Below are 20,228 nucleotides of genomic sequence, written 5' to 3'. Positions count from 1 at the left end.
CGACTACATTCGAGCCCCGCCGATGACGCTACCCGTCGGCAACGTCACACCCCGTACCCGTCAGGAGCCGCATGCGCGACCTCGCCCTCGCTCCACCGGCCGTCTCGCCCCTGACCGGCGGGCTCGCCGACAGCGTCTTCGAGATGGCGGACCGCGATCCCACCCGGCCGATGCTCGCCCGCCGCGCCGACCCGGCCGCCGCCTCCTGGGAGGAGGTGACGGCGATCGAGCTGCGCGATCAGGTGGTGGACGTCGCCAAGGGGCTGATCGCCTCCGGGACAGCGCCGGGACACCGCGTGGCGATCATGGCGCGTACCCGGTACGAGTGGACGGTCCTGTGCTACGCGCTGTGGGCCGTGGGTGCCGAGGTCGTCCCGGTCTACCCGACGTCGTCGCGCGACCAGGTCGAGTGGATCCTGCGGGACGCCGGCTGTGTGGCCGTGGTGGTGGAGGACGAGCAGGGTGTCATGACCGTCGGCTCGGTGTGCGCGTCGCTGCCGCTGCTGCGCCACGTCTGGCAGCTGGACGCGGGCGCGCTGGATGACCTGGCGGCGCGCGGGGAGTTCGTCCCGCTCGCCACGGTCGACTCGATGCGCCGCATCGTGCTGCCGGACTCCACGGCCGTCATCGCCTACACCTCCGGCACCTCCGGCCACGCCATGGGCTGTGCCCTCAGCCACCGCAACCTGGCCGCCCCCTGCGACACGCTGCTGGCGGGCTGGGGGCACACGGCGGCGCCGCGCGGGGAGCAGGGCTCCGTGCTGGCGTTCCTGCCCTTCTCCCATGTGTACGGGCTGATGATTCAGGGCCTGTGCGTGCGCGGCGGCCTGCTCATGGGGCACCAGGCCGACCTGGGCGGCGAGGCACTGTCGTCGGCGCTGCGCTCCTTCAGGCCCACGTACTTCTACGCCGTCCCGTCGGTCTTCGAGAAGATCTACAAGAACTTCCTGCGCACGGCCCAGCAGGGCGGCCACGGCGGTCTTTTCGAGCGGGCCGCCGAGACGGCACGGGACTACGCCGCGGCCCTGGAACGCCAGCGGCTGGGCCGGGGCCGCGGGCCCGGCTTCGACCTGCGGCTCCAGCACGCCCTGTACGAGCGCACGGTGTACCGCAGGCTGCGGGCCGCGCTGGGCGGCCGGGTGCGGCGGGCGACGTCCGGCGGCTCTTCCCTCAGCCGCGATCTGTCGCTCTTCTACGAGGGCATCGGCATCTACGTGCACGACGGGTACGGCCTGACGGAGACCGGCGGCGGGGTGACGATGCAGCCGCTGGGCCGGGAGAAGTCCGGGACGGTCGGGCAGGCCCTGCCCGGCACGGAGATCCGGGTGGCCGAGGACGGGGAGATCCTGGTACGCGGCCCGTCGGTGTTCCAGGGATACGTGCGTGACGAGGCCGCGACCCGGGCCGCGCTGCGCGGCGGCTGGCTGGCCACCGGGGACCTCGGGCAGCTGGACTCGGAGGGCTATCTGACGATCACCGGCCGTAAGAAGGACATCATCGTCACCAGCAGCGGCAAGAGCGTCGCCCCGGCCGCCCTGGAGCAGCGGCTGCGGATGCACCCGCTCATCCACCAGGCGGTGGTCGTGGGCGACAACCAGCCCTGTGTCGGCGCGCTGATCACGCTGGATCCGGAGTTCCTGGCGCACTGGCGGGCGGCGCTGGCGCTGCAGGGCGAAATGCGCGAGGCGCGGGAGGAGAACGCCCTGCGGGAGGAGGTGGCGCGGGCCGTGGCCGCGGCCAACAGCTCCGTGTCGCGGTCGGAGTCGATCCGGGTGTTCCGGGTCCTGCCGGAGCCGTTCGACGTGACCAACGGACTGCTGACGCCCTCGATGAAGCTGCGCCGGGACGAGATCGTGCGGCACTACGCGTCCGAGATCGACGCGATGTACCAGTCGCGCAGGCGTCCCGCGCGGCCGGGCACCCAGGACGAACCATTGAACTGGGACGACTCGGACAACGTGTTCCGTTGAGCGGGGAGCCGGACGCGTAGGCCTCGCCCCCTCGGGAACACGCAACAGTGGCGACGCAAGAGAAAGGACGACAGCCCTGACGACAGCCCTTGCTGACGCCGGGCCGGAAAGGCGATATGTCAACCGAGCCGCGTGGGGATGACGCACTGACCTCCGAGGAGATTCCGAGCCGCACGAACAGCTTCGTGGGCGAGCCGCACGACGTGACGGGAGCGCGGCTGGCCGCGGAGGAGTTCCTGCGGGATCTGTCACGCTCCTCGCCGCCCTCTGCCCCCGAGTACTGGGACGACATCCTGTTGGTGGTGACGGAACTGGCCGCCAACGCGGTGCAGTACGCCCCTGGTCCGTTCGCGCTGCGGATGCGCCGGACCTTCGACGGGGTGCATGTGGTGCTGCACGACACCAGTTCCACGGAGCCGGCCCCGCGCCCGTTCGATCCGCGCAGCGGGGGCGGCGGCATCGGCTGGCACCTGATCCACACCCTGTGCGACCAGGTCAGCGTGGTGAGCGACGAGCGCGGCAAGGACGTGCACGTGTTCCTGCCCTGGTGAGCCGGGAGCGTCACGGGCGCGGCACCACGCCCGTGACCGGCTCGGGGATCAGGATTCAGTGCTCAGTGCTCAGGCCGAGGTCGTCGCACGTGGTGGCAGCCGGTCGTAGTAGTCGCCCACGGCCGTGAGGTACTCCCGGTCCCGGGTCTCGCTGTCGGTCTGGAAGCGGGGCGCCGCCTTGGCGTCTCCCCTGGTGCAGGCCAGCGTGACCCGCCGGCCCTGCGTGTCGATGCCGGTGACGACTCCGGCCGGCACCAGGACGCTGCGGCCGAACACCCAGACGCCGGTGTCGACGACCAGGTGCCGCAGGCCGTGCGGGGCGGCCTCGCGGTCCACGTGCCCGATCGTGCCGTCGGTCGCGGCGACGGTGAAACCGGTCAGGTCCTGCCCCTCGACGTGACCGCTTCCCGGCGCGTACGACCAGATTCTGTCGATGGCCACGCTGCTCCATCCTCCCTGACGGTGTGCGGATCGCGGAGTCCGGCGGACGGTTCCCGCCCACCCCGCTCCACAGCAGCAACTACCCTCGTGTCGCAAGCGCATTCGGGCGCCCTCACCTGCCACCGTACGTCGTCGGCGGCTGGCTTCGGCAAGGTTCGTCCCCGGGGGCATGGGGGGCGGTTTCCGGGGTAATCGCGGGGGCGCGGTGGAAACGGAGCCCGGCGGCGAAGGGAGGCACATGAGAAACGGCGGCAAAGCCCGCACCACGACCGGCATCGCCCCGCACCGCGGTCATCCGCAGAGGTGACCTGCCCAGGCCGTAGCACTCGTTGGAGGTACCCGTGCCCCTCGCCCAGAACCCGCTGTCCGTGGAAGTCGAACTGCCCCGGGATGACGTTGCCCTGATCACGGTCGACGGCTACCTGGACGTCGACACCGCGACCGAGTTCCAGGCCCATCTGGCCAACCAACTCCACCACGGCCGACGACACTTCCTGCTCGACCTCTCGTCCGTCCCCTTCATGGACTCGTCCGGGATGAACATCATCCTGCGGGTGTACCAGGAGACCCGCAGGACCGCCGGCAGTGTGCACGTCATCAACCCGACGCCCGCCGTACGGCGCGTCCTCGACCTGACCGGTGTCAGCATCACGGTGCCGATATCGGAGAGTGTCGACGAGGCTCTGGCCCGCGCCGACGAGGTGCCGGAGACCCCCGAGGAGCCGGGGGCACAGAGCGCCTGACGGGCCGGGGGCCCCTCGGCCAGGCCGTCCGCGGGACCGGCGGCCCGGTGTCCACGCTCCGCAATGCCCGGACGGCGACTCGCCCTGCGCGCCGGTGACGGCGATGGCCAATCGCCGTTCCCCACAACCGGATCGGTTGCGTCGGATCCGGTGTCGTACGAGGTCGGCGCATGGTTAGAGTTGTCGCCCGGCAAGTGTCACAGCACCGTCCCGTTGCCTTTGGCGGGCTCGGTCGACGCAACGCGGATGAGGAGAGAACCAGGTGCCGGAGCACGAAGCGGACGGACAGCTCGCCACGCCGACACACGAGGTCAGGGACTTCCTGCACCGCAGGCGTGAGCAGATCGCCCAGCGGTGGGCGGACGAGCCCTTGTTCCGCACCGTGTTCACCGTCTCGCGTGACGAGGCGGTGGAGGCGAGCAAGGTCGTCGTGGACGCGCTGGCCCAGGTGGCCGACTCGGATCAGGTGGAGGACCCGGACGCCGCGGGATTCAGCGGGGTGCGCGAGCAGCTGGCGCGGATGGGCGCGGCCCGCTCGCGCGCCGGGCTGTCGAACACCCAGGTCGCCAGCGAGCTGGCCGCCCTGCGGCCGCCCGTGGAGAACCTGCTGGCCGCCGATCTGGAGGAGGCGCCGCCCGAGCATCTGCGGGCGTGTTCGACGGCACTGACGGTGCTGATGGGCACCCTGCGGCTGGTCGCCATGCAGACGGCGCTGAGCGAGTGGCAGGCGCTCAGCGACCGGCAGCGGCTCCAGCTGATGGAGGTGGCGACGCCCGTCATCCGGCTGTGGGACGGTGTCGTGGCCGTGCCGCTGATCGGGACGCTGGACAGTGCCCGCAGCCAGGTGGTGATGGAGACGCTGCTGAACGCCGTCGTCGACCAGCACGCCCGGTTCGCGATCCTCGACATCACCGGGGTGCCGACGGTGGACTCGCTGGTGGCGCAGCACCTGATGAAGACGGTCGCCGCGGCGCGGCTGATGGGCGCCCAGTGCATCGTCTCGGGCATCCGCCCCGCGATCGCGCAGACCATCGTGCATCTCGGTCTGGACCTGGACGTGATCACTCGCGCCAGCCTCTCCGACGCGCTGAGGTACGCGCTGCACGAGCTCGGCGCGGACATCGTGAACCCGGGTGCGGGTCAGCGGTGAGCGACGCGTACTCCCGTCCCGTCCCGGGCCACGTGCCGGTTCTCCGGCTCGGCGACGTCCTGCTGGTCACGCTCCAGGGGGACCTGCACGACAGCACGGCGCAGCAGCTCCAGCAGGATCTCGCGGAGACCATCTCCCGTACCGGGGTGCGTGGTGTCCTCATCGACATCTCCGGTGTGGAGATCGTCGACTCCTTCCTCGGCCGGGTGCTGGCCGAGATCGCGGCGCAGGCCAAGCTGCTGGCCGCGCGGACCGTGGTGGCCGGCATGCGCCCGGCGGTCGCCATCACCCTGGCGGAACTGGGCCTGACGCTGCCCGGGCTGAGCACGGCGCTCAGCACCGAGGCGGGCATGGAGCTCCTCACGCAGCAGACCCCGGCGTACCGTCCGGACGGCCCGCGTCAGGAGAGTCCGTGATGCACACTGCCGCGGGCGTGGAGGCCTGCTTGCCCATCCGGTCGGACATGGACCTGGTGTGGGTGCGACAGCACGTGCGGCAGGCCGCGGCCCGGCTCGGCTTCGGCCTGGTGGAGCAGACCAAGCTGGTCACGGCGGCCAGCGAGCTGGCCCGCAACACCCTCGTGCACGGCGGTGGCGGACAGATGGAGGCGACGCACATCAGCCGTGGCGGGGTGCAGGGGCTCCGGCTGGCCTTCAGCGACGAAGGGCCGGGCATCGCCGACCTGGACCAGGCGCTCAGCGACGGCTACACCTCTGGCGACGGGCTGGGGATGGGGCTGAGCGGCGCGCGGCGTCTCGTGCACGACTTCGAGATCGACAGCACGCCGGGCGACGGCACCACCGTGCGGGTGACCTGCTGGACGGCCCAGCCGCCGCGTCCGCGCGAGGAGGCATGATGCCGCGCGTGTGGGACGTCCCGGTGCGCGACTCGACGCGGGTGCGCGACGCCCGGGTCGCCGCGGAGAGCGCGGCCGCGCTGGCCGGTCTCGACGAGCGGCGCACCGCGGCCGCCGCGCTGGTCGCGACCGAGCTCGCCACGAATCTGCTCAAGCACGCCGAGGGCGGTCAGGTGCTCATCGACGTCGTGGCGCCGCCCGCGCCACGGGAGGGCGGTGCCAAGTCGTGGGTTGTGCAGATCGCCGCGATCGACCACGGCCCGGGCATCGCGGACATGCCCGCGGCCCTGCGCGACGGTTTCTCCACGACCGGCTCGCTCGGCGCGGGCCTCGGCACGTGTCAGCGGCTCGCCGACGACTTCGCCCTGCACAGCACGCCCGGCCGCGGCACGGTCGCGGTGGCCCGCGTGGGCACCACACCCCGCGGTGGCGGCGGTCCGGACGGGTGGACGGGGGCCGACTCGGTGACGGATGGCCGGGGTCCGGCGCACGGTACGGCTGTTCCCGGCGCCCCGGGGTGGTCCCAGGGCGGGGCCCGCACCGGCGGCTGGTGGCCGGACGATGACGCACGGACCGGTCACGCACCGGTGGGAGCCGTGGCGTGCGGCGCCCTGACGGGGCACGCGGCGGCGCCCGGCGGTGCGCCGGGTCTCCCGGGGCAGGCCGGCAACGTGCCCGGGGACAGTGGTGTCCCCGGGAATGAACCCGGTCCCCAGCCGGACTCCGTGATTCCGGACGGCGAGGTGCGGGACCCCGGCGCACCGCGTCCCGGCGGGCGGCCCGGCCCGTCGGGTGACCGGCCCGGGCCTGTCGCCGGCGTGCGCGCCGGAGGTGTGAACATCCCCTACGGCGGAGCCGAGTACTCGGGTGACGCCTGGGCGTGGGTGCGTTCGGGGGACCGGCTGACGCTGATGCTGGCGGACGGTCTGGGGCACGGCCCGGAGGCGGCCCGGGCCTCGTCCGCCGCGGTCACGGCGCTGCACCGCTGGGCTCATCTCACGCCCGCCGAGTCACTGCGGCGCCTCCACGACGCGCTGAAGGGCACCCGGGGCGCGGCCGTCGCCCTGGCCCAGCTCGACGTACGGGCCGGGCGGCTGCGGTTCGCCGGAATCGGCAACGTGGGGGCGCGGCTGCGCGCGGACGGCACCTGGCGTCCGCTGCTGTCGCGGCCCGGCATCGTCGGCGTGCACCGGCCCGCCACCCTCCGCGAGGAGGAGGCCGACTGGGCGGCCGACCGGCTGCTGGTCCTGCACACCGACGGCCTGCCCAGCCGCTGGACGCCGCCGTCCGACGCCGGTCTGTCCACGGCCGACCCAGCCGTGACGGCCGCCGTGGCGATACGTGACGCGAGCAGTCCCGCCCGTCCGGTGCGGGACGACACCGCCGTGGCCGTGCTCACTCCGACCCCGCCGGAACGCCCATGATGCGCACTTGGCAGATCACCACCGTCACCGATGCGGCACGCGCCCGCATCGCCCTCGCCCGCCTGGCCGCCGCGTACGGTGTGCCCACCGTCGAACGGACCAGGCTGGCCGCCGCCCTCAGCGCCCATCTGCGGCAGTGCCTCACCAAGGGCGGCACCTGGCTGCTCACCCTGGACATGGCCGGTTCCCCCGCCGAGGAGGGGCTACTGCACGCCGTGGTGACGCCGTCGCCGGACGCGTCGGCCGCCGCCGGAGAACCGCCGTGGGAGGTCACGGTCCCCTGCCCCGAGGTGGCCCGGGCCACGGAGAGCGGCACCGTCGAGGACGATGCCGCCGCCCTCGCGGAGGCGCTGCTCGGCGCCGACGAGGACACGGCCGTGGTGCTGGACAAGCTCACCGAGCAGGAGGATCTGGTCGCCTTCCACCGCGAGGAGCTGCACCAGACGAACCAGGGCGTCCTGGCGCTGCACGCCGAGCTGGACGCGGCCGGCCGGGCCCAGCGGGAGGCCTTCGCCGCCGAGCGCAGCGCACGCAACGAGGCGGAGAGCGCCCGCCGCAGACTGACCTTCCTCGCGGACGCGAGCGCCGTGCTGACGGCCTCGCTCAACCACGAGGAGATCGTGCGCCGGCTGCCGGACCTGCTGGTGCCGGAGTACGCCCGCAGCGTCGACGTCTGGCTGTTCGACCACGAGGACGACAGGCACCGGTCGGCGCCGCATCCGGCCGCCGCCGTGGTCGCGGCCCGGACCGGGCGCCCGCAGTACGCCGCCGACCATCCCGGTGGCCTGCCCGGCGTCGACGACCAGCCGCCGTCCGCGCTCGACCCCACACGGCCGCTGCTGTGCGTTCCGCTGCCGACGCGCCGGGCCCCGCTGGGGGTGCTGACCCTGTCGCCGCCCGGTGCACGCTGGGATCCGGACGACGCGGTGATGCTGATCGAGCTCACCCGGCGGGCCAGCATCGCGATCGACAACGCCCGGCGCTTCGAGCACAACCGCGACATCGCCGAGACGCTGCAACGCGCGCTGCTCACGGACCTGCCGGCCACGCCGGGCCTCAGCCTGGCGGCGCGCTACCTGCCCGCCACCCACGGGCTGAACATCGGCGGTGACTGGTACGACGCGTTCCCCCAGCGGGACGGCGGTCTCATCACCGTCGTCGGCGACGTGACCGGGCACGGTCTGCACGCGGCGGTCATGATGAGCCAGCTGCGCACCGCGCTGCGGGCGTACGCCGTCGACGGCGACAGCCCGGGCCGGCTGCTGACCCGGCTGCACCGGTTCCTGCACCATCTCCAGCCGGACCTGTACGCCACGGCCGTCATCGCCCGGTTTCACCCGGACGAGCCCACGCTGACCTGGGCCGCCGCCGGCCATCCGCCGCCGGTGCTGCGGCTGCCCGACGGAACCGTGCGTACGCTCGACGCCAAACCCGGCGCCATGCTGGGCATCCCCCTCACCCAGGAGATCGGCGACCACACGGTGCGCCTGGCGCCGGGCTCGACGCTCGCGCTGTACACGGACGGGCTGGTCGAGCGGCGCGCTCAGGGCATAGACCCGGGTATCGAGCGGCTGGCCTCGGCGCTCGGCAGGTTCCGTTCGGCGGAGCTGGACGCGGATCTGGAGGGCTCGGCGGACCGGATCCTGCATCCGCTGCTGAGCGATTCCGAGCGTGACGACGACGTGTGTCTGCTGCTGTGCCATCTCCAAGGGGACGTGGCGGGCTGACGTACGGTCCGCCCGGCCGGTGTGTGCACGCCTTCTTCACGCCGGCCTGGTGCTTTTCGGCCACGGGGCGGGCATGGTGGTGATCGACGCCTTCGTCTGCCTGCCGCGTCCGACTGGCGTGCCGGTCGGACACGCGGTGGGATCAATGGGGTGCGAACCAGCGATCCAGGGGCAGTCGATAGGCGTTCGAGGCAGACCGCCTGGAGCCGCAGAAAGGGATGAACACCGTGACACGACCCAGGATCCTGGTGGTTGGCGCAGGCTTCGCCGGTGTGGAGTGCGTCCGCCGTCTGGAACGGAAACTCTCCCCGGACGAGGCCGACGTCACGCTGGTGACGCCGTTCGCCTACCAGCTCTACCTGCCGTTGCTCCCCCAGGTCGCCTCCGGGGTGCTGACGCCGCAGTCGATCGCCGTCTCGCTGCGCCGCAGCAAGAAGTACCGCACGCGGATCATTCCGGGCGGGGCCATCGGCGTGGATCTGAAGTCCAAGGTCTGCGTCATCCGCACCATCACCGACCAGATCGTCAACGAGCCGTACGACTACATCGTGCTGGCCCCCGGCAGCATCACCCGCACCTTCGACATCCCGGGGCTGACGGACCACGCGTTCGGTATGAAGACGCTCGCCGAGGCCGCGTACATCCGTGACCACGTCATCTCGCAGCTGGACCTGGCCGACGCCAGCCAGGACCCGCAGGAGCGGGCCTCACGGCTGCAGTTCGTGGTGGTCGGCGGCGGCTACGCGGGCACCGAGACCGCGGCGTGCCTCCAGCGGCTGACGCACGCCGCCGTCAAGCGCTATCCGCGGCTGGACCCGGGCCTGATCAAGTGGCATCTGATCGACATCGCGCCGAAGCTGATGCCGGAGCTCGGCGACAAGCTCGGCAGCAGCGCGCAGGAGATCCTGCGCCGACGGGGCATCGACATCTCCCTGGGCACCTCCATCGCCAAGGCGGGCCCCGAGGAGGTCACCTTCACCGACGGGCGGGTGATCCCGACCCGCACGCTCATCTGGACGGCCGGGGTCGTCGCCAGCCCCCTCATCGCCACGCTGGGCGCGGAGACCGTCAAGGGGCGGCTCGCGGTCGCCCCCGAGATGAACCTGCCGGGCGACGACGGGGTGTTCGCGCTCGGCGACTCGGCCGCCGTGCCCGACCTGGCCAAGGGGGACGGGGCCATGTGCCCGCCCACCGCGCAGCACGCCCTGCGGCAGGGCAAGCACGTCGCCGAGAACGTCATCGCGTCACTGCGCGGCCAGGCGATGAAGCCGTACGTCCACAAGGACCTGGGGCTCGTCGTCGACCTCGGCGGCACCGACGCGGTCTCCAAGCCGCTGGGCATCGAGCTGCGCGGCCTGCCTGCCCAGGCCGTGGCACGGGGCTACCACTGGTCGGCGCTGCGCACCAATGTCGCCAAGACCCGGGTGATGACGAACTGGCTCCTCAACGCGGTCGCCGGCGACGACTTCGTACGGACCGGGTTCCAGGCCCGCAAGGCCGCGAGGCTGAAGGACTTCGAGTACACCGACGCCTATCTGACACCGGAGCAGGTCCGGGCACACGTCGAGGGGACCAGCCGGCAGGAGTAGGGGGACAGCCCCTGGGACCGGGCCGGAGGGGACCGTCCGTTCGTGGCATGTCATGCTGAGGTGCGGATCTTGGTGTGGTGAGTCGGGAGAGAGTGCGGCGGCGTGAGGGCAGCGGGACGCTCGGTGCGGGCACGACTGCGGGACCGGATCGCCGCGTCCGACCCGGGGCTGCTGCGCCTGACTGCCGGGCTGCGGACGGTCGGCGCCATCGCCCTCACGCTGGCCGTGCTCGCCCTGCTGCGGGCCGATGTGCATCTCCTGGTGGCGGGGGCCATGGCGGCGATGGTCGCCACCTTCGCCATCCGGGAGAAGCAGCTGGGCGCGCAGGCCGTGACGCTGGCGCTGGGCCTTCCGGTGGCGCTGGCCTCCGTGTCGCTGGGCGCGGTGCTCAACGCGCGTCTCTACGCCGGTGACGTCTTCTTCGTCGTGCTGATCTTCTGCGCGGTCTACGGCCGCCGGTTCGGCGACCGGGGCACCGCGCTGGGACTCATCGGCTTCCAGATCTACTTCCTGTCGCTGTTCGTCGGCGCCGAGGTGTCCGCGCTGCCCACGCTGTGCGGTGCCATCGCCCTGGCGTTCTGTTCCAGTGCCCTGCTGCGCTTCGCTGTCGTACCCGCGACTCCTACGGGAGTCCTGCTGCGGCTGCGGCTGGCCTTCCGCGCCCGGCTGGCCCAGCTGGTGTCCGCGCAGCTCGACCTGCTCGACGCCGGCCCGGACGACATGGACAAGGCCCTGGAGGCCGTGCGCGACGGCACGGCACGGCTGCACGAGACGGCGATGATGATCCAGGCGCAGCTGGAGGAGGGCACTCCCGACGAGTCGGCGGCGCGGCTCGTGCAGCGCCGTATCGCGGACGCCGAGATCGCCGCCGAGCGGCTCGGCCTGCTGCTGCTGACCGCCCGCAGCGCCGAAAGGGCCGACACCCTCACCCTGCACCTGCCGGGCGCGCCCGCGCCTTCGGTGGGGCAGCCGGCCGTGCCGGACGAGGCCACCGCGACGCTCCGCCGCGACCTCCAGGCGCTGCGCGCCCTCGTGCTGCGGGCCGGAAGCGGCGACACGGGGACCGCCCTGGCCCACGTGCGCAACCGGCTCCTCGGCTACCGGGACGAGGAGAACCTGCCGCCCGCGCCCGCCGCCGTCCAGGACGTGTTCCGCGGCATCGGCGAGGCGGCCCGCTCCGTGCTGGGGCTGCGGATCGCGCTGGACGGCCCGCAGGACGAGTCCGACGACACCCCCGCGACCGCACGCTCCCGTGAGGAGCTGGACGCGGAGGACGCCGCGATCGACAGCGCCGAGGAGCCCTCGGAGGAGGAGGAGAAGGGGCTGCGGCGGCCCACCACGCGCGCGGCCGTGCAGGTCGCCGTCGGGTCGGCGCTGGCCATCGTGGGCGGCGAGCTGCTGTCCACGCAGCGCTGGTACTGGGCGGTCCTGACGTGCTGGATCGTTTTCCTGAACACCTCGTCGACGGGCGAGATCCTGGTCAAGGGCTACCGCCGGCTGCTGGGCACGGTGTTCGGCGTGGTGGCGGGCATCGTCCTGGCGGGGCTGGTCGGGCAGCACACCGTGACGGCGTTCGCGCTGGTCCTGGTTTTGATCTTCGCGATGTTCTACGTGGCACCGCTGTCGTACACGCTGATGTCGTTCTTCGTGACCGCGATGCTGGGGCTGCTGTACACGCTGCTGCACACCTACAGCCTCGACGTGCTCCTGCTGCGGGTGGAGGAGACGGCGCTGGGTGCGGCCTGCGGCGTGGTCGCGGCGGCGCTGGTGCTGCCGGTGCGGACCGACCGCCGGACGAACGAGCTGCTCGGCACGGTCCTGGAACGGCTGGCCGATGTCACCGAGGCCGCGGTCGGCCAGCTGAGCGGCGGGCCGGCGGACGAGCTGCTGGACAAGGCGCGCGATCTGGACCAGGCGCTGGCCGATCTGCGGGCCGCCACGCAGCCGCTGACCCATCCGGTCACACCGCTGCGGGCCCGGCGCCACACGGCCCGCTACGTGGTGGCGCTGCTGGAGACCTGTGCATACCACGCGCGGACGCTGGCGGCCACCGCCGAGCTGCTGCCCACGCATCCCTCGATCGCGGCGGACCCACGGCTGCGCGGGGCCGCGGGGCGCACCGTGCGCAACATCGAGACCATCGCGGCCCGGGTCGAGGACGAGCACGCCGCCGCACGGGTCGAGACCGGGCCGAGCATCGCCTCACTGCTGGGGTCCGACGCCGGCACACCGCGCTACGGCCGGATCACCGACCGCGTGCTGCGGCATCTGGAGCGGCTGGACGAGGCCGTGGTGGGTCTCGCCCGGCCGCTGGGCGTGCCGGTGGCGGAACCGCGGGCCTGAGGGCCTGAGGACGTGAGGGGGCCGGGGGCGCTCAGAAGTCGGTGGGCAGTCCGCTCACCTTGGCGATGCCCCGCAGCTCCTCCGTCTGCCGGTGCCGTTCCTTGATGTAGTCGGCGATCTCGCTGAGGCGGACCGGGTCGGACGCGGTGGAGGCGTCCGTGACGATCCTGACCGGGCCCGTCTCGTCGACGTCGAGTTCGATCACTTCGTTGTCCAGGCGGCCGGTGACGGCGGTGGCGATGACGAGGGCCACCTCGTCACGGACCTCCTGGGGCAGTTCGTCGTCGGCCCCGGAGTCGAGCGCGAAGTCGAGGCTGGACAGGCGTTCCTCGTCGATCGCCTCGAGGACCGGTTCCACCACACGCATCAGGAGGCGGTAGTCCTCCGTGTCCATCCGGATGCGCAGGAGGTCCAGGTACACGTCCACGGGCCGGCCGTCGCCATGCGGAATCTCGGAATCGCTCATTGGCTTCGTGTTCCCCGGATGACGCGGCTCAGACGCGGCGCCAGCGGGCCATGGCGAAGGAGAACACCCCGAACAGCACCAGCCCGGCGGCGACGCAGACCAGCAGCCAGGGGCCGAGCGGGGTGTCCGCGAAGCTGCGCAGGGTGTCGTCCAGGCCCTTGGCCCGGTCGGGTTCGTAGTCGACCGCCGCGCGGACGGCGAAGACGCCGGCCACGGCGAACACCAGCCCTCGGGCTGCGCCGCCGGCCACGCCGGTGACGTCCACCAGCCGCCGCGTCCGGGGGCTCATCTGCCCGAGCCGGAGTTTGTCGTGGTACTTGCGGAGCACCGCCCGTACGCCGATCCAGCCGCCGGCCACGACGATCGCGATGCCGGCCGCTCCGACCAGCCACTGGCCGGCGGGCAGCTCCAGGGCCCTGGCGGTGGCGTCCTGCGACTGCCGGTCGCTGGATCCGCCGCCGCTTGCGCCCCGGTGGGCCGCGAACGACAGCACGGAGTAGGCGACGAAGACGTAGAACGTGAAGCGGGCCGCCGCCAGCAGCCGCTTGCGGGCGCTGCGGCCGTCCGGCCCGACGGAGCCGAAGAGCACTTCGGACAGCCGCCACAGGGCCATGCCCGCAAGGCCGATGCCCAGCGCCCAGAGCAGCACCGCGCCGAACGGCTGCTGCGCCAGGGCGGCCAGGGCTCCCCCGCGGTCGGCCTGCTCGCCCGTGTCGCCGAAGGCGATCTGCAGGGCCAGGGCCCCGACGAGCAGATAGATCACACCCCGGGCGGCCAGACCCGCCCGTGCCGCCCCCTCGACCGCCGAACCCCGCGCCGCTCGCCGGGCCCGGATCCGACCGCCTTGTGCCATCGCACTCGTGTTCATGTGGACCTCCCGGCACTCCGGATGCCCCGGCCGGGCGACCCCACACCCGGCACGGCCGCCGGACCAGGGGATTCCGGTCACGGCAGGGGCCCGGCCTCGGCTGCCGCCGTCGGCCGGGCCCCTCTCGGTGCCACGCCTCCCCGTCACATCACGCGCACACTCGCTTCACACGCACACTCACATCACGCGGGCTCCGGGGCCGGCGTGCGCTGCCCGGTGACGGTGGGCGGGGCGAACTCGCGGGCCGGTGCGGGTGCGGCCGCGAGCCACTGGTGAGCGACCTCCAGGGCACGCTCGACGTCCCGGGTGCCGGTGGACACACACAACGTGTACGCAAGGTCGCGTGCTCGCGCGCTCGCGTCGGCCGGGTCGCTCGCTCTCACGGCGGCCGACAGTGCCTCGTACTCGTCGACGAGGCGGCGCAGCACGGTGGGGTGGGGCCTCAGCATGGTCGATGAGCTCCTCGGGGTTCGGGTGGTCAGGCCGTCGTGGAGGTGCCGCGGTTGCCCGTCCGCTGCCCCAGGACCTCGTCGCGCACCCGGGCGCAGCTGCGGCTGATGAGGCGGGAGACGTGCATCTGGGAGATGCCCAGGTGGTCGGCGATGCGGCTCTGTGTCATGTCCTCGAAGAACCGCATGTAGAGGATGGCCCGCTCGCGTTCCGGCAGACGGCGCAGGCCTTCCTTGGCTGATTCGCGGTCGACGACGACGTCGTAGGACGAGTCCGCCGCGCCGAGGGTGTCCGCGAGACTGTAGCCGTCGTCGTCGGCCGAGAGTTCGGCGTCCAGCGACAGGGTGCTGAAGCTCTCCAGCGCCTCGAGCCCGGCGCTGACCTCTTCCTCGGTCAGGCCGGTGTGGGCGGCGATGTCCGCCACGGACGGCTCGGGGCTGCCCGGGTTCTGGGTGAGTTCACGGCGTGCCACCCGCACCTTGTTGCGCAGTTCCTGCACGCGGCGGGGGACCCGCAGGGCCCACATGCGGTCCCGGAAGTGCCGCTTGACCTCTCCGGTGATGGTGGGCACGGCGTAGCTCTCGAAGGCTCCCCGGCTCGGGTCGAACCGGTCGATGGCCTTGACGAGCCCGAGGGCGGCCACCTGCCGGAGGTCCTCGATCGACTCTCCGCGGTCGCGGAAGCGGCCGGCGATGCGGTGGGCCATGGGCAGCCACAGCGTGACGAGTTCGTCGCGGACGGCCTCCCGCTCGGGCCCTTCCTCCAGCTCCGCGAGGCGGGCGAAGAGGGCCGCGGTGTCCGGAGCGTCGTCGTGCCGCCGCCGGGTGGCCGTGGTCGTCGATTCGGGCGTGCCGGGACGGTTGGTGGGCGTATCGATGAGCATGCGGATTCGCTCCTGAACAACGATGCTTTCAGGGACTTACCGCGGGAGGGTGGCCGCCCGGATCGCCTGGAGGGCCTCCGGGGCAGTCGTACACACCGCTCCCGCTGGCGCGCCTCCGGTCCGAAGCACGAGATTGCGTCTGCCCTGACGCCGGTGGAACAAACTCCACTTTGCTGTGCAATCTGGAGTGAACCGATCCGTGGGCGTTCAGGCCAGGGGGACGACGGCGGTGATGCACTTGCCGCCGGCGGGCAGGTCGGACACGCGGACGTCACGGGAGAGCCGGCAGACGATGGGCCAGCCGTGGCCGCCGTGCCGCAGCCGTCCGTGCGGATCGGCGGGCGGCGCGGTCACCGGCAGTTCGTCGCTGCGGTCGCTCACCGAGAGCCGCACACCGGGCCCGTCGACGTCGACCTGGAAGTCGGTGACTCCGCCGCCGTGCAGGATCGCGTTGGTCGTCAGCTCCGAGGCGACGAGCAGCGCGTCGGACAGGGCGTCCGCGTCACACGCGGTATGGGTCGTGCGGCAGCGTTCGGCCACGGCGCGCTCCACTGCCCGGCGTGCCTCGGCGGGTTTGCACGGCCGGCCCCGGTGCGCACCGGGCGGCTCGAATACTGATTCGATCATGTGCTCCTCGCACATCCTTCAGCTCCCTGCTCGGTCGGACATGACCCGGGTCCGGGGTCCGGATTTCCGTACGTGGCCGCCCGCCCGGGCACACCCTCGGGTTCACGGACCCGCTGTTCGGTGTTTCCTTCCACCGCCCGCGGTTTCGGGGCGCATCGCGCGAGTGCCGCGGGTCTCCTTAGTTCGGCTGACCTCTCCCCGCACCTGCAAACCTCGGTCCGCACCACTGCCGCAAAAAGGACCCGAAAAGACCCCTGGGAGATCCGGCACGGCCGTGAATCGTTGCCATCACCACGCGTCGCCGGGGTACGCGGGGTGCATGACCGATGTGGTGGATTCCGACGAACTGCTGCGGCGCATCCAGCGCGCGAGGGCCTGCGCGGTGCACGAGGAGCGGGCATGGCGGACCAGGAGCGAGGAACTGGGCCCGACCGACCCGCAGGGGGCCCGCGACGCGACCGTGCGGCAGATGTCCTACGAGGCGGTGCTGAGGGTGCTGGACGAGATCCTGACTCCGGGCAAACACACCGCGGAGGGCTGACCTGGACGTCCAACGCCCGCTGACGGGCACGGGCGGATTGTGAGCGCACGGGCCGGGAACCCGGTGCGCATGACAGCCGACCACACCAGAGCACCGGTCCTGGAAGCCCTGGACGAGTACCGCCGCAAGGGGCACCTTTCCTTCACCCCGCCCGGGCACAAGCAGGCCCGCGGCGCCGACCCGGCGGTCCGGGAGGTTCTCGGTGACGCGGTCTTCCACGGCGATGTGCTGGCCTCGGGCGGTCTGGACGACCGGCTCACCCGGGGGCGGGTGCTGCAACGCGCCCAGGAGCTGATGGCCGACGCGGTGCACGCCGAGCACACGTTCTTCAGCACCTGCGGCAGTTCCCTGTCGGTGAAGGCCGCGATGCTGTCGGTCGCCGGGCCGCACGAGAAGCTGCTGATCGGGCGTGACGCCCACAAGTCGGTGGTGGCGGGGCTGATCATCTCCGGTATCGAACCCGTCTGGGTCGAGCCGCGGTGGGACGCCGAGCGGCACCTGGCCCATCCCCCGTCCGCCGACGACTTCGAACGGGCCTTCGACGCCCACCCGGACGCGCGCGGTGCGCTGGTCACGAGCCCCACGCCGTACGGCGGCTGCGCCGATCTGCGGGCGGTCGCCGAGGTGTGCCACCGGCGCTCGCGGCCGCTGATCGTGGACGAGGCCTGGGGCGCGCATCTGCCGTTCCACCCCGACCTGCCCTCGTGGGCGATGGACGCGGGCGCGGACATCTGCGTGACCAGCATCCACAAGATGGGAAGCGGCCTGGAGCAGGGCTCGGTCTTCCATCTCCAGGGTGATCTGGTCCCGCCGGCGCTGCTGGGGATGCGCGCGGACCTGCTGGGCACCACCAGCCCGTCGGTGCTGATCTTCGCGGGTCTGGACGGCTGGCGCCGGCAGATGGCGCTGCACGGCGCGGAGCTGATGGGCGGCGCGCTGGAGCTCGCGTGCGAGGTCCGGTCCGCCATCGAGGAGATCGACGGGCTGCACGTCAACGACCGCGACGACTTCTGCGGGCCGGGCCTGTCCGACGACCTCGACCCGCTGCCCGGCGTCATCGACCTCGCCGGGCTGGGGATCACCGGCTTCCAGGCGGCGGACTGGCTGCGCGAGCACCGGCAGATCGACGCGCATCTGGTGGACCACCGCCGCATCGGCGCGCAGATCACCCACGGCGACGACCGGGAGACGACCGGGCAGTTGCTGGAGGCGCTGCGGGACCTCGCGCGGGCCGCACGGGATCTGCCCCGGGCGCCGCGGGTGGAGATGCCGTCACCGGCGGAGCTGCGGATGGAACAGGCGGTGCTGCCCCGGGACGCGTTCTTCGGCCCTGCCGAGGACGTGCCGGTGGCGCGGGCGGCCGGACGGGTCGCGGCGGAGATGATCACGCCGTATCCCCCCGGCATTCCGGCCGTGCTGCCCGGCGAGCGCCTCACCGAGCCGGTGCTGGCGTACCTGCGGACCGGCCTGGCCGCGGGGATGCACCTGCCCGACCCCACGGATCCGGAGCTGAAGACGGTCCGGGTCCTCGCCGGGAACGCGGAGTGAAGTGAAACGGGTCACGGGACCCGGTCCCGAGTGCCCGCACGCCCCATGGATGGTTTACGGTTCATACATACGTGGTGCCGGAGTCGACTCACTGTCCTCCACACCACTGCTTACGGCCCTGGCTGGTCTCCCCCGTCCAGCCAGGGCTCTTTCATGCCCCGGAAAAGTTGGGCACGCCGAGGTGCCCGAGGCCCCGGCAGCGGCTGAAATGGGCGTAGGGAAAGCACCGGAAGTCGACCGCCCGGCGAGGAGCTCCGCGTCATGACCAAAGCGATCAAACTCCTGACCGCCCTGCCTCCGCCCCAGCGGCAGCGCCTGATGACGCTCGCACGGGAGGTGTCCTTCCCCGAGGACACCCGGATCTTCGAGGCGGGCGGCACGGCCGACCGCTTCTGGGTCATCCGCTCCGGCGCGGTCTCCCTGGACCAGCAGGTGAACTCCCTCCAGCGGGCGACCGTGGCCAGCCTCGGCGCCGGCGACCTGCTCGGCTGGTCCTGGCTGTTCCCGCCGTTCACCTGGGACTTCGGCGCGGTGGCGTTCAGTCCCGTACGGGCCTACGAGTTCGACGCGGCGGCCGTGCTGCGGCTGTGCGAGGAGGACCCGCAGCTCGGGCTGGTGCTCGTACGCAACGTCGCCGAGGTGCTCGCGCACCGGCTGGAGATGACCCGGGGCAAGCTGATGGAGCAGTACACGCTGCACCGGCGGGGCGCCCTGTGAGGCGTCAGACGCGGTAGCGCCGCAGCGCCGGTACGGCGGCGGCCAGGACCAGCATCACGGCGACGACCAGCAGCCCGCCGCCCGCGACGGCGGTCCGGGGGCCGAAGGCGGATCCCGCGGTGCCGTGCAGCACGTCGGCCAGGCGCGGTCCGCCCGCCACGACGACGGTGAAGACGCCCTGCATGCGCCCGCGCATCTCGTCGGTCGCGGCGGACAGCAGGATCGCCCCGCGGAAGACCATCGACACCATGTCGGCCACCCCGGCCACGGCCAGGAACGCCACCCCCACCCACAGACTGCTGCTGAGCCCGAAGCCCGTGATGGCCACGCCCCAGACGACAACCGCCCCGATGACCATCCAGCCGTGCCGCCGGGCCCGGGAGAAGGTGCCGGAGAAGAGCCCGCCGAGCACGGCGCCGATGGGAATGGCCGCGAACAGCAGGCCCAGCGCGAGGCCTTCGCCGTACGGCGCGTAGGTCTGCGCGGCGAGCTGCGGGAACAGGGCCCGGGGCATGCCGAGGACCATGGCGATGATGTCGGCGAGGAACGACAGCAGCAGCACGGTGTGCCCGGAGATGTAGCGGAAGCCGGCGGCGATCTCCTTCACGCCCGCGCGGCGCACGGCCGTGCCGGCCAGGGGCGGCAGCGACGGCAGCCGGTACACCGCCCACACCGTCACGCACAGGGCGACGGCGTCGATGAGGTACAGCTCCGGCAGTCCGATGACGGGGATGAGGGCCCCGGCCAGCAGCGGGCCCGCCACCTGGCCGGTCTGCATCACGGTCGAGCCGAGGGCGTTCGCGGCCGGCAGTTCGTCCTCGGGGACGAGCCGGGCTATGGAGGCGTTGCGGGCCGGCGCGTTCAGGCCCCAGAAGGCCTGCTGCACCGCCAGCAGCACCATGAGCGCGGCCACCGACTCCAGGCCGGTGAAGGCCTGGAGCCAGAACAGCAGCGAGGTGACGGCGATGCCGCTGTTGGTGATCAGCAGCAGCTTGCGCCGGTCCATGCTGTCGGCGATCGCCCCGCCCCACAGCGCGAACACGATCAGCGGCACCAGCCCGGCCATGCTCGCGGCGCCGACCCACGCCGAGGAGCCGGTGATGTCGTAGATCTGCTTCGGCACGGCGACGGCGGTGAGCTGGCTGCCGACGGCCGTGACGATGGTCGAGCCCCACAGCCGACGGTAGGCGGGGCGGCGCAGGGGGCGGGTGTCCATGGCCCAGCGCCGCCAGCCACGCCGCCGCGAGGACTCCGGCGCCGGATCCCGCTCTTTTGCCGTGCTCTCGCTCGTGTCCACTCGCCGCTTCCTGGATGCTCGCTACACCTACCGGGCC

General features: G+C 72.5%; 20 protein-coding genes. 13 read left to right on the top strand and 7 right to left on the bottom strand.

Annotated features, from left to right (window positions below; genetic code table 11):
- The first annotated feature begins 71 nt into the window (after positions 1 to 71).
- Both ACH4G3_RS38335 and ACH4G3_RS38330 read left to right on the top strand, forming a co-directional pair.
- Entirely contained in the window at positions 72 to 1,970 is a 1,899-nt protein-coding gene (locus tag ACH4G3_RS38335) for an AMP-dependent synthetase/ligase (protein WP_397628806.1), read from the top strand.
- 116 nt (positions 1,971 to 2,086) lie between these two features.
- The gene (locus ACH4G3_RS38330; protein WP_010033269.1) at positions 2,087 to 2,521 is read left to right on the top strand and encodes an ATP-binding protein; all 435 of its coding nucleotides are present in this window, start codon (positions 2,087 to 2,089) and stop codon (positions 2,519 to 2,521) included.
- 69 nt (positions 2,522 to 2,590) lie between these two features.
- On the opposite strand, the gene ACH4G3_RS38325 is transcribed toward ACH4G3_RS38330, so the two are convergent.
- A complete protein-coding gene (locus ACH4G3_RS38325; RefSeq protein WP_397621933.1) occupies positions 2,591 to 2,962 on the bottom strand; it encodes a PRC-barrel domain containing protein in 372 nt (123 codons plus the stop codon).
- Positions 2,963 to 3,303: 341 nt separating this feature from the next.
- On the opposite strand from ACH4G3_RS38325, the gene ACH4G3_RS38320 reads away from it, so the two are divergent.
- From ACH4G3_RS38320 to ACH4G3_RS38285, 8 genes are all read left to right on the top strand, one after another.
- Positions 3,304 to 3,705: an STAS domain-containing protein gene (locus ACH4G3_RS38320; protein ID WP_397628805.1), complete on the top strand. Its 402-nt coding sequence runs from the start codon at positions 3,304 to 3,306 to the stop codon at positions 3,703 to 3,705.
- Between the two features lie 262 nt (positions 3,706 to 3,967).
- Positions 3,968 to 4,855 (top strand): STAS domain-containing protein, encoded by an 888-nt coding sequence (locus ACH4G3_RS38315; protein ID WP_306959638.1) that lies wholly within the window; start codon positions 3,968 to 3,970, stop codon positions 4,853 to 4,855.
- Entirely contained in the window at positions 4,852 to 5,271 is a 420-nt protein-coding gene (locus ACH4G3_RS38310; protein ID WP_397628804.1) for an STAS domain-containing protein, read from the top strand. The genes ACH4G3_RS38315 and ACH4G3_RS38310 overlap by 4 nt, the downstream gene beginning before the upstream one ends.
- Positions 5,271 to 5,711 (top strand): anti-sigma regulatory factor, encoded by a 441-nt coding sequence (locus ACH4G3_RS38305; protein ID WP_397628826.1) that lies wholly within the window; start codon positions 5,271 to 5,273, stop codon positions 5,709 to 5,711. The genes ACH4G3_RS38310 and ACH4G3_RS38305 overlap by 1 nt, the downstream gene beginning before the upstream one ends.
- The gene (locus ACH4G3_RS38300; RefSeq protein ID WP_449657612.1) at positions 5,711 to 7,135 is read left to right on the top strand and encodes a SpoIIE family protein phosphatase; all 1,425 of its coding nucleotides are present in this window, start codon (positions 5,711 to 5,713) and stop codon (positions 7,133 to 7,135) included. The genes ACH4G3_RS38305 and ACH4G3_RS38300 overlap by 1 nt, the downstream gene beginning before the upstream one ends.
- Positions 7,132 to 8,862 (top strand): PP2C family protein-serine/threonine phosphatase, encoded by a 1,731-nt coding sequence (locus ACH4G3_RS38295; protein ID WP_397628802.1) that lies wholly within the window; start codon positions 7,132 to 7,134, stop codon positions 8,860 to 8,862. Before ACH4G3_RS38300 ends, ACH4G3_RS38295 begins: the two co-directional genes overlap by 4 nt.
- Before the next feature lie 218 nt (positions 8,863 to 9,080).
- Positions 9,081 to 10,451, top strand: coding sequence for an NAD(P)/FAD-dependent oxidoreductase (locus tag ACH4G3_RS38290; protein ID WP_397628801.1), 1,371 nt, complete (start codon positions 9,081 to 9,083; stop codon positions 10,449 to 10,451).
- 102 nt (positions 10,452 to 10,553) lie between these two features.
- The gene (locus ACH4G3_RS38285; protein WP_397628800.1) at positions 10,554 to 12,794 is read left to right on the top strand and encodes an FUSC family protein; all 2,241 of its coding nucleotides are present in this window, start codon (positions 10,554 to 10,556) and stop codon (positions 12,792 to 12,794) included.
- 31 nt (positions 12,795 to 12,825) lie between these two features.
- Here ACH4G3_RS38285 and ACH4G3_RS38280 read toward each other — a convergent pair whose 3' ends face one another.
- The 5 genes from ACH4G3_RS38280 to ACH4G3_RS38260 all read right to left on the bottom strand — a co-directional run bounded on the left by ACH4G3_RS38280 (position 12,826) and on the right by ACH4G3_RS38260 (position 16,103).
- Positions 12,826 to 13,260: a hypothetical protein gene (locus ACH4G3_RS38280; protein ID WP_397628799.1), complete on the bottom strand. Its 435-nt coding sequence runs from the start codon at positions 13,258 to 13,260 to the stop codon at positions 12,826 to 12,828.
- A 28-nt stretch (positions 13,261 to 13,288) separates the two neighbouring features.
- Positions 13,289 to 14,128, bottom strand: a complete 840-nt coding sequence (locus tag ACH4G3_RS38275) for a DUF1206 domain-containing protein (protein ID WP_397628798.1) — start codon at positions 14,126 to 14,128, stop codon at positions 13,289 to 13,291.
- A gap of 182 nt (positions 14,129 to 14,310) precedes the next feature.
- Positions 14,311 to 14,577 carry a DUF5133 domain-containing protein gene (locus tag ACH4G3_RS38270; RefSeq protein ID WP_397628797.1) on the bottom strand — a complete coding sequence of 89 codons (267 nt, stop codon included), beginning with the start codon at positions 14,575 to 14,577 and terminating at the stop codon, positions 14,311 to 14,313.
- A 29-nt stretch (positions 14,578 to 14,606) separates the two neighbouring features.
- The gene (locus tag ACH4G3_RS38265) at positions 14,607 to 15,461 is read right to left on the bottom strand and encodes a SigB/SigF/SigG family RNA polymerase sigma factor (protein ID WP_397628796.1); all 855 of its coding nucleotides are present in this window, start codon (positions 15,459 to 15,461) and stop codon (positions 14,607 to 14,609) included.
- Between the two features lie 207 nt (positions 15,462 to 15,668).
- Positions 15,669 to 16,103, bottom strand: a complete 435-nt coding sequence (locus ACH4G3_RS38260) for an ATP-binding protein (protein WP_397628795.1) — start codon at positions 16,101 to 16,103, stop codon at positions 15,669 to 15,671.
- A 304-nt stretch (positions 16,104 to 16,407) separates the two neighbouring features.
- Between ACH4G3_RS38260 and ACH4G3_RS38255 the strand changes: the two genes are divergently transcribed.
- The 3 genes from ACH4G3_RS38255 to ACH4G3_RS38245 all read left to right on the top strand — a co-directional run bounded on the left by ACH4G3_RS38255 (position 16,408) and on the right by ACH4G3_RS38245 (position 18,894).
- Complete coding sequence (locus ACH4G3_RS38255) at positions 16,408 to 16,629, top strand: hypothetical protein (protein WP_397628794.1); 222 nt, start codon at positions 16,408 to 16,410, stop codon at positions 16,627 to 16,629.
- 69 nt (positions 16,630 to 16,698) lie between these two features.
- Positions 16,699 to 18,177: an aminotransferase class I/II-fold pyridoxal phosphate-dependent enzyme gene (locus ACH4G3_RS38250; RefSeq protein WP_397628793.1), complete on the top strand. Its 1,479-nt coding sequence runs from the start codon at positions 16,699 to 16,701 to the stop codon at positions 18,175 to 18,177.
- A gap of 261 nt (positions 18,178 to 18,438) precedes the next feature.
- Positions 18,439 to 18,894, top strand: a complete 456-nt coding sequence (locus ACH4G3_RS38245; RefSeq protein ID WP_397628792.1) for a cyclic nucleotide-binding domain-containing protein — start codon at positions 18,439 to 18,441, stop codon at positions 18,892 to 18,894.
- A gap of 4 nt (positions 18,895 to 18,898) precedes the next feature.
- Here ACH4G3_RS38245 and ACH4G3_RS38240 read toward each other — a convergent pair whose 3' ends face one another.
- Complete coding sequence (locus ACH4G3_RS38240; protein ID WP_397628791.1) at positions 18,899 to 20,191, bottom strand: MFS transporter; 1,293 nt, start codon at positions 20,189 to 20,191, stop codon at positions 18,899 to 18,901.
- Between the last annotated feature and the right edge of the window lie 37 nt (positions 20,192 to 20,228).

Origin of the sequence: Streptomyces afghaniensis (assembly GCF_044327915.1) — a bacterium.
Taxonomy (GTDB): domain Bacteria; phylum Actinomycetota; class Actinomycetes; order Streptomycetales; family Streptomycetaceae; genus Streptomyces; species Streptomyces afghaniensis.
Note: the sequence above shows the minus strand (reverse complement) of the source record. Positions and strands in the feature narration are given on the sequence as shown.